The 13185-nt window shown below is 67.4% G+C and carries 12 protein-coding genes; 4 read left to right on the plus strand and 8 right to left on the minus strand.

Annotated features, from left to right (window positions below; all coding sequences use genetic code 11):
* Positions 1-66 precede the first annotated feature (66 nt).
* From ACZ0AA_RS12695 to ACZ0AA_RS12705, 3 genes are all read right to left on the minus strand, one after another.
* On the minus strand, positions 67-1413 hold the full coding sequence (locus ACZ0AA_RS12695; RefSeq protein WP_463513129.1) for an ABC transporter substrate-binding protein: 1347 nt from the start codon (positions 1411-1413) through the stop codon (positions 67-69).
* A 156-nt stretch (positions 1414-1569) separates the two neighbouring features.
* On the minus strand, positions 1570-2586 hold the full coding sequence (gene corA / locus ACZ0AA_RS12700) for a magnesium/cobalt transporter CorA (RefSeq protein ID WP_400863799.1): 1017 nt from the start codon (positions 2584-2586) through the stop codon (positions 1570-1572).
* A gap of 50 nt (positions 2587-2636) precedes the next feature.
* The gene (locus tag ACZ0AA_RS12705) at positions 2637-3920 is read right to left on the minus strand and encodes a serine hydrolase domain-containing protein (RefSeq protein ID WP_463513130.1); all 1284 of its coding nucleotides are present in this window, start codon (positions 3918-3920) and stop codon (positions 2637-2639) included.
* 89 nt (positions 3921-4009) lie between these two features.
* Between ACZ0AA_RS12705 and ACZ0AA_RS12710 the strand changes: the two genes are divergently transcribed.
* Positions 4010-4324, plus strand: a complete 315-nt coding sequence (locus ACZ0AA_RS12710) for a DUF2470 domain-containing protein (protein WP_463513131.1) — start codon at positions 4010-4012, stop codon at positions 4322-4324.
* A 54-nt stretch (positions 4325-4378) separates the two neighbouring features.
* On the plus strand, positions 4379-5026 hold the full coding sequence (locus ACZ0AA_RS12715; RefSeq protein ID WP_463513132.1) for a biliverdin-producing heme oxygenase: 648 nt from the start codon (positions 4379-4381) through the stop codon (positions 5024-5026).
* Between the two features lie 6 nt (positions 5027-5032).
* On the opposite strand, the gene ACZ0AA_RS12720 is transcribed toward ACZ0AA_RS12715, so the two are convergent.
* A complete protein-coding gene (locus tag ACZ0AA_RS12720) occupies positions 5033-6427 on the minus strand; it encodes an ATP-dependent DNA helicase (RefSeq protein ID WP_463513133.1) in 1395 nt (464 codons plus the stop codon).
* 160 nt (positions 6428-6587) lie between these two features.
* Between ACZ0AA_RS12720 and ACZ0AA_RS12725 the strand changes: the two genes are divergently transcribed.
* Positions 6588-7661: a hypothetical protein gene (locus ACZ0AA_RS12725; RefSeq protein WP_463513134.1), complete on the plus strand. Its 1074-nt coding sequence runs from the start codon at positions 6588-6590 to the stop codon at positions 7659-7661.
* A 10-nt stretch (positions 7662-7671) separates the two neighbouring features.
* Here the strand turns inward: ACZ0AA_RS12725 and ACZ0AA_RS12730 are convergent, their stop codons facing one another.
* The 3 genes from ACZ0AA_RS12730 to ACZ0AA_RS12740 form a co-directional block, all read right to left on the minus strand.
* Complete coding sequence (locus tag ACZ0AA_RS12730; RefSeq protein WP_463513135.1) at positions 7672-9681, minus strand: cytochrome c oxidase assembly protein; 2010 nt, start codon at positions 9679-9681, stop codon at positions 7672-7674.
* A gap of 85 nt (positions 9682-9766) precedes the next feature.
* Positions 9767-10054 (minus strand): HU family DNA-binding protein, encoded by a 288-nt coding sequence (locus ACZ0AA_RS12735; RefSeq protein WP_042541574.1) that lies wholly within the window; start codon positions 10052-10054, stop codon positions 9767-9769.
* A 230-nt stretch (positions 10055-10284) separates the two neighbouring features.
* Positions 10285-10905: a TetR/AcrR family transcriptional regulator gene (locus ACZ0AA_RS12740; RefSeq protein WP_463513136.1), complete on the minus strand. Its 621-nt coding sequence runs from the start codon at positions 10903-10905 to the stop codon at positions 10285-10287.
* Positions 10906-11051: 146 nt separating this feature from the next.
* Between ACZ0AA_RS12740 and ACZ0AA_RS12745 the strand changes: the two genes are divergently transcribed.
* Entirely contained in the window at positions 11052-11879 is an 828-nt protein-coding gene (locus tag ACZ0AA_RS12745) for an alpha/beta hydrolase (RefSeq protein WP_463513137.1), read from the plus strand.
* A 371-nt stretch (positions 11880-12250) separates the two neighbouring features.
* Here the strand turns inward: ACZ0AA_RS12745 and ACZ0AA_RS12750 are convergent, their stop codons facing one another.
* Entirely contained in the window at positions 12251-12916 is a 666-nt protein-coding gene (locus tag ACZ0AA_RS12750; protein WP_463513138.1) for an endonuclease domain-containing protein, read from the minus strand.
* Positions 12917-13185: the final 269 nt, after the last annotated feature.

Raw genomic sequence — 13185 nt, forward strand, 5'->3', positions numbered from 1 at the left:
CCTTGATCGATCGGCGTTCGCCGGGGAGCCGGGGGCGCGGTCGGATCCGCACCCCCGGCGCCGGGGTCAACCGGCTGCGGCGACCTGCGCCTCGAGCTCTGCCTGGACCTTCGCGATCGTCTCGTCGATCGTGGTCTGGCCGTCCTGCATCTCGATGCGCGACTGCCGGAAGAAGGTGTTGACCGAGCTGAAGGTGCTGAGCGTCGGGGCGTTCTCGTACCAGACGAGGTTCGGGTTCTCGAGCAGCGCGAAGAAGTCCTCGGCACCGGGGATCGTGTCATTGCGCTCGACCTCGTCGGCCTTGAGGATGTTCGGCGAGATCCAGCCGCTCTTCTCCATCAGGTTCGCCGCGTCGACGGAGTAGAAGTAGGTGAGGAACTCGACCGCCGAGGCGTACTCGTCCTCATCCTCCGCCGCCTGTGACGAGATCGCCAGCCCGCCGGCGGTGTCTCCGACGACGCTGTTCTTGAGGACGTTGATCTTGCCGTCCTCGTCGGGGATGATGAACAGCCCCGCGTCGAACTCGGGGTCGACCTTGTTGATGTCCATCAACCGCCCGAGTCCGGCGGACGACGTCGCCATGACGGCCTGATCGTTGACGAGGAGCGTCGTGGTCTGCGCGTCCGCGGTGGACTGCCATCCCTCGAGCACGTAGTTGTCCATGATCATCTTCAGCTCCTCGAGGGGAGCCTTCAGGTCGGCGACGGAGGCGCCGCCTTCGGCGGCGACGTTCCAGAAACCGCCGTCATCGCTGAACTCGGCGAACGTGGGCGCTGCGAGGGGCTTCCAGAGCTGGTCGGCCGGCCACACCTCGGCGGCGGCCGTGGCGAGCGGCACGTCGCCGTTCGACTTGATCTCGTCGAGCAGGTCGATGAAGTCGTCGTAGGTCTCGGGGACCTCGAGATCGTGCTCTTCGAAGTACGTCTTGTTGTAGACGATGTTCATGCCGAGCTCGCCGTTGAGCGCGCTGTAGGGCACCGTGTACACATTGCCGTCTTCGGCCGCCGCGAACGCGTCGGGCTCGAGCAGCGCGGTGACCTCTTCGGGGATGTCGGCGAGCTTGCCCGCGTTGACATACGTGAGCGTGTCGCGCATGTCGACGACCGCGGGCCAATTGCCCGTCGCGTCGACGGTCTTGAGCGCGGTGGCGTAGTCGGAGCCGGCAGGCAGCGGGTCGAGCTTGACCTCGGTCGTGTCGCTCTGCTCGTTGAAGGCGGTGACGACCTGGTCGACGACGGCGTTCCAGGTCTCGTCTCCCGTGGCATACAGGAAGCGGATCGTCGTCTTGTCTCCCGACGCCGCCGCGTCTCCTGAGCCACCGGCGCATCCGGCGAGCGCGAGAGCGGAGGTCGCGAGGCCGGCGGTCACCAGCAGGAGGCGGCTGCGTGCCGAGCGCGTCGTTGCGTTGTGCATGTGATCTCCCTTGATTCGTGCCGGACTCTCGTCGGCTACATCGACGGTAGCTGACGGGATAGCGGTTTCCAAGCACTTTCTGTAACTAGTTGCACTTTACTCGTGAACTCGGCAGAATCAACCCCAACGACGTTCGGCGTGCCCGGATCGGGAGGGCTACAGCCACCCCTTGCGCTTGAACGCCCAGTAGAGACCGGCACCCATGCCGACCATCAAAGCGACCGCCATGGGGTATCCGAGCGTCCAATGCAGCTCGGGCATGTGGTCGAAGTTCATGCCGTAGACCGTGCCGACGAGCGTCGGGGCGAACAGGATCGCCGCCCACCCCGAGATCTTCTTGACCTCGTCGTTCTGCCGGATGCTCAGCTCGGTCATCCGCCGCATCTCCTCGTTCTGCCGCCGCGCCACGATCGTGGACTCGACGGTCAGGGCGTTGTCGAGCACCGTGCGGAAGGTGTTCGCCCGCTCCGAGACACGGAGGGTGTGGTCGAGCACATCGCGCAGATAGCGCTGCAGTTCCTCGTCGACCTGGTACTTCGCCGATCCGCGCAGCAGCGAGTCGAGCATCCCGGCCAGAGGCTGCACCGCCCGCTGGAAGTCGATGACCTCACGGCCGAGCTCGTAGATGCGCTGCGTGGCATCGACCTCGTCCTCGAAGAGCTGGCTCTCGATCTCGTCGATGTCGTTCTCGAGGCCGGCGAGCACCGGTGCGTACTCATCGACGACCTCGTCGAGGATCGCGTAGAGCACGGCCTCAGGACCGAGCTTCAGCAGCCCCGGGTCGTCTTCGAGGCGGCGACGAACGCGTCCGAGGTCAGGCGACTCCGCGTGACGGATGGTCACCACGAAGTCCCGTCCCACGAGCACGTGGATCTCGCCGAACTCGACCTCCTCCGCCGCATCCAGATACCGTGCGGAGCGCAGCACCATGAACAGCACCTCGCCGTAGCGCTCGAGCTTCGAGCGCTGGTGCCCGGCCAGCGCGTCCTCCACGACGAGAGCATGGATGCCGAACTCGTCGGCGACCTCACGGATCTCGGCTTCACTCGGCCGGTACAGGCCGATCCAGCTCATGCCTCCGCGCTCGCGCAGCACCTCGAACGTCTCACTGAGGCTGCGCGGATTCTCGGTGCGGATGCCGTCGACATAGATCGCGTTGTCGATGATCGCCATCGGCGTTCCCTCCATCGGTCGGCCCGCGGATCGATCGTCCGCCTCCGAGATCAGCCGGCGGGCGGTGCGACGCAGGGGATCGCGGAATCGGTGATCTCCTGGTGGTACTGCTCGGCCGTGAAAGGCAGTCCGAACTCGGGAGCCGTCTCGCCCGCAGCTGCGGGAGCCTTCGACGCGATCGCGGCGAGCTCCCATGCCAGGAACATCGCGGTCAGCCCTCCGGTCGTCGAGTCGTTCAGCGACACCGCGACCGTGAAGCCGGACTCAGGATCGGAGAACGCCGACGTCTGGTATCCGGGAGTCCAGCCCGACTGTCCGACCATCGATCCGACGAGCAGGGCTCCTCCGGTGGCCTGGAACCACGAGGGAGCCTCGGGGCTCTGCGGCAGCGGGGCGCCGAAGCGGTTCGGCTCGTCCTTCGTCCGCAGCTTCTGCGCGGCCTCGGCCTGGGCGTACCGGCCGAGGTCCTCGATGGTCGACACGACGCCGGAGTCGGTGTACCCCGTGCTCGATGACAGCGTGGTGATGTCAGTCGGAGCCGCGCAGTTGTATCCGCCTTCGATGGGCGTCAGGTAGTGCCCGTTCATGACCGGACCGCTCGAGGGCGCAGCCGCGGCCGGCGAGGGCAGCGATGTGTCGGCGAGACCGAGCGGCTGGGCCACGTACTCGTCGATCAGCTCGGATGCCGTATGGCCCGATGCCCGCTCGAGCGCGAGTCCGAGCAGCAGGTATCCGGCGTCGGAGTTGGTGTAGGTCGTCTTCGGCGTGGCGCGCGGGGCACCGAGGCCGTAGGACGCGAGTTCGAGCGGCGCCCACACGCGCTCCGGCGTGGTGAGCCAGGCAGCCTGCGCGGTCGCCTCTGACGAGCCGGCTCCGCTCGTGCTGTTGCACAGGTCGAGGAGCGTGATCCCCTGCATGTCTGCGACACCCGAGACGTAGTCGGTCACGGAGTCGTCGAGTTCGACCACACCCTCGTCTGCGAGGCCGTAGAGGACGTCGCACGTCATGAGCCGCGTCATGTCCGCGATGCGGAAGGCCATGTCGGTGCTGACCTCCTGGTCGGAGCCGGGCCCCTGCGTGCCGACGCCGGTGACCCAGCTGCCGCTCCACGGAGCCCATACGCCCACGACAGCACCCGAGGCACCCGATGCGGCGAGCGCGTTGGCGACGGCCGCCTCCATCGCGGCGACGGTGTCGTCGGGCAGTGAGCCCTCGACCTGGGACGGTGGCTCATAGCTGAACTCCGGCTCGGCGGTGCAGCCGGTGAGGAAGAGCCCGAGCACGGCGACGCCGGCCGCTGCTGCGCGGAACGTGCGCGACGAGAGAAGCTGCATGAAAGGGGACCCCCGGAAGACGTGTCTCCCGAGTCTAGAACGCCGTTCCTGAAAGAAGGCATCGCCGAGGCCCCTTTAGGGTGATCAGCATGCCCCACATCTTCGAGGCCGACGTCGTCTCGGCCATCCTGCGCCACATGAACGGCGACCATACCGATGACAATCTGCTCATCACACGCGCCTTCTCGTCGGCCGAGGGCGATGAGATCACGAACGCCGTGATGACGGACCTCGACGGCGACGGCGGCGTCTGGGAGGTCACCCGGTCGGGGGCCGCCTCCGAGTTGCGCATCGCGTGGCCCTCCGGTCCGATCACCGAGAGACCCGCTGTGCGACGCGAGGTCGTCGCACTCTACGACCTCGCGTGCGAGAAGCTCGGGGTCGAGCCGCGCCCGCACGCGTGACGCTCTGAGATATCGGGGTTTCGCTCGAGGTTAGGCAACCCTTACACTTGGCACATGTCCGAGATCCTCTCCTTCTCCGCAGCCCTCCGTGAGCGCTCCTCCGGTTCGCACTCGCGCAGCGAGGGTGCCGGCTTCATGTCAGACCTGCTCAAGGGCGAGGGCTCGCGCGAGGACTACATCGCGCTCGTGGCACAGCACTACTTCATCTACGAGGCCCTCGAGAGCGCGGGCGAGCGGATGCGCCGCGACCCCGTCGCATCCGTCTTCCTCAGCGACAAGCTGACCCGCCTTCCTGCGCTGGAGGCCGATCTCGAGTTCCTGCTCGGTGCCGGCTGGCGCGACGAGATCGTCGCACTGCCCACCACACAGCGCTACGTCGAGCGCATCCGCCAGGTCGGCGCGACCTGGGCCGGAGGCTTCGTCGCGCACCACTACACGCGCTACCTCGGCGACCTCTCGGGCGGCATCTTCATCGGTCGGGTGATGGCCCGCCGCTTCGGCTTCGAGACCAACGGCATCGGGTTCTACCTGTTCGACGACATCGCCGACCCGTCTGCGTTCAAGGACGTCTACCGCGAGCAGCTCGACGCAGCACCGTGGGACGACGCCGAGCGCGAGCGCGTGATCGACGAGGTGCTTCTCGCCTACCGGTTCAACACCGAGCTGTTCGAAGACCTCGACCGCGCACGCGTCGCCGCCTGAGACCGCTCAGGCCTTCCCGACCTCGGGCGTGGTCGCCGCGAGCCAGGCGTCGCGCATGAAACGGCGCACATCCTCGTCGACCCGGATGTCACTCGGGCGCAGCGCCCTCGACAGGTAGAGCCCGTCGAGCGACGTGAGCCGAGACAGCGCGACGTAGGTCTGCCCCGGTGCGAACGCGCCGGACCCCAGGTCGATGATGGCGCGATCGTACGTCTTGCCCTGCGACTTGTGGATCGTGACCGCCCAGGCGAGGCGCAGCGGGAACTGCGTGAACTCGGCGACGACGTCACGGGAGAGCTTCTTCGTGCTCGGCTCGTAGGAATAGCGGAAGCGCTCCCAGACCGCAGGATCGACGTCGACCTCATCACCGTCGATCTCGACGCGCACGGTCTCGCCGAGGATCCGCACCACCGTGCCGATCGTGCCGTTCACCCACCTCGGCGGCTCACCCGACATCGAGGTGTCGTTGCGGAGGAACATCACCTGCGCGCCGATCTTCAGCTTCAGTTCCGACTCGGCGGGCAACGACGCCTCGCCGCGTCCGAACTCTCCGCTCACCTCTGCGCGAGCCGTCTGCTCCTTGCCCGGCAGCGCCGCGAGGTGCCGGCTGTTGATGGTGTTCACGATGTCGTTCCGCGTGGCGAGCGTGATCATCGGCACCTCCCCCGGCTCAGGATCGGGCGGCGTGCGTGCGCCCTGCGTGTTCAGCACACCCGCGATCTCGGCGGTGACCCGGCCGTACCGCACCGCGTTCAGCATCGCCTTGAAGCCGTCATCCGACTGCCTGTGGATCTGCACGAGTTCGCGCACGTGCAGCTCGGCGCGGGTGTCGACGGCGAAGAGTCCCTCTTCCTCCTCGGGCGCCTCCCCACCGGCGGCGCCGGCCCAGACCTTGGCGTCGAAGAACCAGAACGAGCGGTAGTGGTCTTTCACATAGCGCAGTTCGTCGCCGCGCGGCGGCACGGGCGCCAGCTGATACGGGTCGCCGAACATCACGATCTGCACTCCGCCGAACGGGATGCCGCGCTTGCCCCTCGCCTGCCGGAGCGAACGGTCGATCGCGTCCATGAGGTCAGCGTTGACCATCGAGATCTCGTCGATCACAAGAGTCTCGATCGCGTTGAGGATGCGCCGCGTGTTGTCGTTCTGGTCGATGTCCGAGTCGCCGATCAGACCTATCGGCAGCCGGAACAGCGAGTGGATCGTCTGACCCTCGACATTCAGGGCGGCGACACCGGTCGGTGCGCAGATCGCGATCTGCTTCTTCGTGTTCCACGAGAAGTACTGCAACAGGGTCGACTTGCCGGTGCCGGCCCGACCGGTGATGAAGACGTGCTCGCTGGTGTCCTCGATCAGCCGGAACAGCTCTTGCTGCTCTTCGGACAGGGCGGGAAGCGACACGGATCTCTCACACGGACGAAGGCGGGAACGCACGGTGGCATCGTGCGTTCCCATGCTACGCGGCGCCACCGCCCGGCATCCGACGGACACAGCGATCGGATGCCGACGCACACCGACTCACGCACGGCGTCGTCCCAGGCCGCACTTCTAGACTGACGCCATGCAGCAGGTCGAGACGAAGGCGCCCCGGCGCTCGCGCCTCGTTGCCGACCTCGCGATGCTCGCGGTGGTCGGACTCGTGCTCGTCGCCGCGCTCGGCGCGGGCGGGATGACCCTCTACCAGCAGTTCTACGGACCCTCGGCCTTCGTCGTGCGGTATCTCGATCTGCTCTCCGAGGGGCGAGCGGCCGATGCCCTTCGCGTGCCCGGTGTCGCGATCGACCGGGAGACTCTCGAGGTCGCAGGCATCGGAGCCACGGCGTCGGAGGCCCTGCTGCGCCACTCGGCCCTCGCCCCGCTCACAGACGTCGAGGTGCTGTCGGAGAAGCCCGACGACGCCGGCAAGACCGAGGTGACCGTCTCGTTCACGGCCAGCGGCCACACCGGAACCACCACCTTCACCGTCGAGCAGGACGGCTGGGCCGGGGTCACCCCGAACTGGCGCTTCACGACGAGCCCTCTCGCCGTGGTCGAGCTCACGCTGCGAGGCGCGGATCAGTTCGCCGTCAACGGCTTCGAGATGGACCGCCGGCAGGTGTCGGCCGCCGGTGCGCAGGCCGCTCCCCTCGATCCCCTGCCGCTGCTGGTCTTCACGCCGGGCCTCTATTCGGTGACCGTCGACACAGCGATCGCCGACTCCGAGGGCGTCGGAGTCCTCGCGGACACCCCGCTCGCCACCACCCCCGTCGACGTGCAGACCGAGCCCACCCCCGACTTCGTCGCCGTGGTGCAGCAGCGTGTCGAGGAGTTCCTCACGGAATGCACCACGCAGGAGGTGCTGCAGCCGACCGCATGCCCGTTCGGCCTCGAGGTCTACAACCGCCTCGCCTCGCTGCCGAAGTGGTCGATCACGGCGCAGCCCCGGGTGAGCGTCGTTCCTGATGGCGGGCACTGGAAGATCCCCCCGACGGATGCGGTCGCGCACGTCGAGGTCGAGATCCGCTCCCTCTTCGACGGCTCCGTCCAGGAGGTGTCCGAAGACGTCCCGTTCCAGGTCAACGGATCGATCACGATCCTTCCGGACGGAAAGGTGTCGATCCGAGTCGGGTCTCCCGACGAGGAGACGACGGGCTGAGAGCCCGTGGTCAGCGCGATTCGCGCTCGGCCTGACGGAGGTCGCGTTCGGCGAGGGCCGCGAGCTTCTCGTTGTACTCCTCGAGCTCGGCCTCGCCCGTGCGATCGGCATGCCGGTCGCGGCGCTTCTGCAGCTTCGTGTCGCTGCGGCTCCACTGGATCGCCACCGTGATGGCGAGGATCAGGGTCGGGATCTCACCGATCGACCACGCGATGCCGCCGCCGATGTACTGGTCTTCGATCGGTGTCGGGCCCCACGTGCGCCCCATCGAGCCGAACCAGTCGGCGACCATGAGCCCCTCCTGCATCATGATCGCGACGCCGAAGAAGGCATGCATGGCCATGATCGCGATCAGGGTGATCAGGCGACCGGGGTAGGGCAGACGGTACGGCACGGGGTCCGCGCCGACCAGGCTCAGCACGAACAGGTATCCGGAGATGAGGAAGTGCGCGACCATCCACTCGTGGCCGAGGTGCTCGAACATCGACCAGCGCACGAGGTCGGTGAAGTAGAAGGCCCACAGCGACAGGATGAAGATGCCGGCTGCGACGAACGGGTGGGTGACGACCTTCGAGAACGGCGAGTGCACCGCCCACATGATCCATTCGCGGCCACCACGGGTGCCGTCGTCGCGCTTGTGGATCGCACGGAGCGCCAGTGTGACCGGCGCCCCCGAGACCAGCAGCAGCGGGATCGCCATCGACAGCATCATGTGACCCAGCATGTGCACGCTGAAGAGGTACTCCTGATACGCGTTGATCGGGCCACCCGTGACCCACAGCAGCATCAGCATGCCCAGCACCCAGAAGACGGTGCGGTGGATCGGCCAGCGATCACCGCGCAGTCGCAGGCGGCGCACCCCTGCGAGGTAGAAGAAGAGGCCGAACCCGGCGGCGACCAGCCAGAGCACGTCGATGTCCCACGCCGTGAACCAGCGATCGATCGTGAACTCAGGAGGCAGGGGTGAGCGGGTGAGGTTCTCGGCCGGCGTCTGCACGAACGCGGCCTCCTCGCCCGTAGGCGGCGGCGTGCGCGCGAGCGCGGCGGCGGCACCTGACGCGAGGCCCATCAGCGCGACCTCGCACAGCACCAGCATCCAGAACCAGCGCGCCGCACCGGCTCCCTCCAGACGAGGGATCAGACGGATGCGGTACCAGGCGCCGAGCAGACCCATGCCCACCAGGAGCACGACCTTCGCGAGCAGGATCGTGCCGTAGGGCGTCCAGAGCTGGGAGATGTCGCCGAAGGAGACGATGGAACGCGCCAGGCCCGAGATCGCGACGACCGCGAAGGCGGCGATCGCGAGGCTGGAGTAGCGGCTGACCAGCCGCGCGGTGCCCACGCCCGAACGGTCGCGCAGGATGACGACGAGCAGCAGCCCACCGAGCCACACCGCCGCGCCGATCGTGTGCAGGAGGATCGAGTTCACGGCGATGTTGTGGCCGGCGAGCTCACCGGAGTGGCCCTGGGTGGCCAGCGGAAGGAAGGATGCCGCCGCGAGGATCGCTGTGATCAGGGTGGGCGTCCACGTGCGCCAGGCGAACGCGAGCACGGTGATCACCGAGCCCATGATGGTGGTGATCAGCCACGACTGACCGAGCGGCAGCTGCAGGAGGAATCGTCCGAGCTGCTCGCCGAACTCGCGTTCGGCGCTGAGCTGCGGGTTGAAGGCCGCCATGAACGTGAAGAATCCGCTGATGCCGGCGGTGACCGTGAAGACGGCCGCGCCCGCAGAGGCCGTGTTGAGGGCCGTGTCGAACGACTTCTCCTCGCTGCGCAGCGCGAACAGCGCCAGCACGAGGGAGCCCAGCATCGCCGCAGCCGCGATGTTCATCACGAGCTTGACGATGGGGGTGGCCCAGCGCACGAACGGACCCGGATCCTGCAGCAGCAGCGGCGCCGCTCCCCCGCCGATCAGGAGGGCGATGAGCACGCCGATCAATCCGGTCGCGAGCAGGATTCCGATTCCGCCCGCGCGATACGCGGAGCGGTTCGGGGTCTGCACGGCGCGGGCACTCACCCCTCAAGCCTAAGCCGCGGAACCGGAGTGGGAGCACGAAGGCCGCCCCCGACGGATCGGGAGCGGCCTTCGCAGAGGTGCAGTCTTACTTGACGGCAGCCTTGAGCTTGGAACCAGCGGTCACCTTGACGCGGTGGCCGGCCGGGATCTTGATCTCGGCGCCGGTCTGCGGGTTGCGGCCCGTGCGAGCTGCGGTTGCGACCTGCTCGAACGAGATCCAGCCCGGGATCGAGACCTTGCTGCCCTTGGCAACAGCGTCGGAGACCGAGGAGAACAGCGCGTCGAGGACACCCGAGACGGTGGCCTGGCTCTGGCCGGTGGCAGAAGCGATGCTCGCGACGAGCTCGGTCTTGGTGATGGACTTGTCAGCCATGTCATCCTCCAGCGACGAGGTTCCCGTCGCATCGTTGGTGTTCGAAGGGCGACTGCCCTCCGTTGGTCGAGTGACCGCCTTGAATGTACCAACCACCGCCCACATTTCCGCGTCATTTCGCGGGTTTTGGGGTTTTGGGCGGCGTGTCGTGGTGCAGAAGTGACGAATGTGACTCGTGTGGCGTCCGACCGAGTCAGGCGGACAGCCGCGGGAATCCGCTGAAAAGCCGCTCAGCTGCGGCGGTGAGAGGCGATCACCGCGCGGGCGGTGCGCGCGAAGGCCGGCGTGACGCGCTCGTCTCCGTCGAGGTAGCCGCCGACGAGCGCTGCATCCCGCAGCAGGACGAGGGATGCCGCGACATCAGCGGGGCGCTCGAGACCCGCCTGCTCGGCGACGACCTGCAGTGTGGAGCGGAACCACTCCCGGTGCTCATCGATCAGCAGACGGACGGCACCGTCGGCATCCGGATACTCCGCGGCTGCGTTGATGAACGGGCAGCCCCGCGTGTGCCGGAGGCGGATGTCGGCGGCGATGCCCTCGATCACCGCGTCGACCAGCTGCGCCGGATCCGTGACCTCCGCTCCTGCCTGGGTGAAGAGCGCCCGAAGCATCTCGTCTTCGTTGCGCAGGTACGCGAGGACCAGATTCTCCTTGCCGCCGAACTGCTTGTAGAGCGTGGCCCTGGTGACCCCGGCCTCATCGATGATGCGATCGACGCCGACCGCGTGGATCCCCTCTTCGTAGAAGAGCCTGGTCGCGCTGTCGATCAGTCGAGTGCGGGCGGCGCTCGGACGCTTCGGTGCGTCGGCGGTCGTCGTGGTGCGAGTCGTGGTGCGAGTCGTGGTGTTCATGGTGATCCCTCTCATCGTGTCATCCGGATCGTGCAATCCGGACCGCGTTCGGATTTTCGGGAATAGGTTGCAGTAGATAGAACGTTCGGTCTACTATCACTCTAACGCACTCGCACACGGCGGGGGCAGAGACAGGAGAAGAAACCATGAACAGCACCGAGAAGCTCCCGATCGTCCTGATCCACGGACTCTGGATGACGCCGAAGAGCTGGAACACCTGGGCTGAGCGCTTCCGCGCGCAGGGCCATCAGGTGATCATTCCGGGGTGGCCCGGCATCGACGACCGCTCGGTCGAAGACATCCGCCGCGATCCGTCGGCCCTCGAGGGCGTCGGCCTGAAGCAGATCGCCGACCACTACGAGCGCATCATCCGTACCCTCCCGGTGAAGCCCATCATCATGGGCCATTCGTTCGGCGGGGTGCTCACGCAGATGCTCGCCGACCGCGGACTCGGTGCCGCCTACGTGGGCGTCGCCCCCGGACAGACCGCCGGCGTCACCGCGCTCCCCCTCTCGACCCTCTGGACCGGAACGCCCATCCTCTCCAACCCCTTCGGGCGCAACGGCGCCAAGCCGCTGTCGAAGCGCCACTTCCACTTCACGTTCGGCAACGACCTCTCGCGCGCGGCATCCGATGCCCTCTGGGAGGAGTACGCCGTGAACTCCTACAACCGGGTCTTCTTCGAAGGCGTGACCTCGGTGCTCAATGAGAAGGGCGGAGTCACCCACGTCGACTACACACGCGCCGACCGCGCCCCGCTGCTGCTGATCGCCGGTGAGATCGACCACGTGGTGCCGCCGACCATCGTCCGCGCGATCGAGAAGAAGTATCGCTCCACCGGCAGCCCCGCCATCGTGGACTACAAGGAGTATGCCGGCCGCACCCACCGCCTCGTCAGCCAGGACGGCTGGGAGGACATCGCCGACTACGCCCTCACCTGGGCGGTCGCGCACGCGACAGCATCCGTCGCCTGATGCGGGGGGGGCCGCCTCCCCTCGCACCGCCTCCCCTCGCACCGCCTCCCCTCGCACCGCCTCCCCCTGCGTCCCTTCGCACCGCCTCCCCTCGCACCGCACCGCGCCCCCTCGCACTGCACCCCCTCGCACCGCACCCCCTCGCACCGCCTCCCCCTGCGTCCCTTCGCACCGCCTCCCCTCGCACCGCACCGCGCCCCCTCGCACTGCACCCCCTCGCACCGCACCCCCTCGCACCGCACCCCCTCGCACTGCACCCCTCGCACTGCACCCCGTTAGGCGGACATGTCCGTGTTGGGCGGATTCCTGGGCCGGGATCCTCCTCCCCACAGGGCAATCTCCGCCCGACGGGGCGCGCCCGAGTCGCCGAGTCACGCCGCAACGTGAAGGCGCTGAGCGATGGCGGTCAGGATCCTGTTCTGCACGGCAGGCCATTCGTTGATGAGCTGGTGGTAGCTGATCCGCATCACGTGATAGCCGCGCACCGTGAGCTCTGCATCATGTTCGATGTCGCTCGACCGCTGGGGCCCGACGTGATGCCCGCCGTCGATCTGAATGACGAGTCGGTCTCCCACCAGGAAGTCGACGTGATGCCCGAACACCCAGACCTGCGGGGTGATCGGCACATCGAGCCATCGGAGCCTCGTGCGGAAGATCGTCTCGGTTCCTGCATCCGCGAATGGTCGCGCATCCTCCAGCAGCCTTCTCGCCGCAGGCGGTAGCGGGGCCCTTGAGAGGACATCCACATCTACCAGGCGCTGTCGAAGCGCGGACTCCCACGTCGCGAGCGCGTCCTCGTGCGACTGGCAGCGGGCGACGAGAACCAGCGCGTTCTCGATGGAATCCTCGAGCCGATCGGGATCTCGCGGGAAGAGCGGACTGCTCCAGTGCACCACGCCGCGGACGGTGTTCGCGTGACCCGACTTCGCCGGTGCTGCCACGTGCGGTTCACCGGTCGACGTGACCCACAGACCCTTCCGTTTGGCCACCGTGATGCAGCTGAGCACGACGCCGCGCTTGGCAGCCGCAAGGAGCATCGGACCAGCATCGCGGAGTGCCACCCAACCTCGGCACACCGAGATGACCGCCCCACTCCGGACGGCTCGCTTCACGTCGTACTCCGTGGCTCCTGATCGGCGCAGCGTTCGGATTCGGGCGATTCCTTGCCGCTCAGCCAGTGCGGGTACGACATCCATCCGTCGATCATGCCCAGCCCGCGGCATCCTCCGTGGCCGCTGCGTGGTGAGATCCCACCGGAAGGGGGGAACATCAAGATTGCGCCGCATGTGCAGGAGCACCCGTCCGG

This window comes from Microbacterium sp. AC035 (assembly GCF_979258485.1).

Coding starts and splice junctions, on each gene's coding strand:
- ACZ0AA_RS12695 (WP_463513129.1), bottom strand. CDS start 1,413: ATGCACAACGCAACGACGCGCTCGGCACGCAGCCGCCTCCTGCTGGTG.
- corA (WP_400863799.1), bottom strand. CDS start 2,586: ATGGCGATCATCGACAACGCGATCTATGTCGACGGCATCCGCACCGAG.
- ACZ0AA_RS12705 (WP_463513130.1), bottom strand. CDS start 3,920: ATGCAGCTTCTCTCGTCGCGCACGTTCCGCGCAGCAGCGGCCGGCGTC.
- ACZ0AA_RS12710 (WP_463513131.1), top strand. CDS start 4,010: ATGCCCCACATCTTCGAGGCCGACGTCGTCTCGGCCATCCTGCGCCAC.
- ACZ0AA_RS12715 (WP_463513132.1), top strand. CDS start 4,379: ATGTCCGAGATCCTCTCCTTCTCCGCAGCCCTCCGTGAGCGCTCCTCC.
- ACZ0AA_RS12725 (WP_463513134.1), top strand. CDS start 6,588: ATGCAGCAGGTCGAGACGAAGGCGCCCCGGCGCTCGCGCCTCGTTGCC.
- ACZ0AA_RS12735 (WP_042541574.1), bottom strand. CDS start 10,054: ATGGCTGACAAGTCCATCACCAAGACCGAGCTCGTCGCGAGCATCGCT.
- ACZ0AA_RS12740 (WP_463513136.1), bottom strand. CDS start 10,905: ATGAACACCACGACTCGCACCACGACTCGCACCACGACGACCGCCGAC.
- ACZ0AA_RS12745 (WP_463513137.1), top strand. CDS start 11,052: ATGAACAGCACCGAGAAGCTCCCGATCGTCCTGATCCACGGACTCTGG.
- ACZ0AA_RS12750 (WP_463513138.1), bottom strand. CDS start 12,916: ATGCTCCTTGCGGCTGCCAAGCGCGGCGTCGTGCTCAGCTGCATCACG.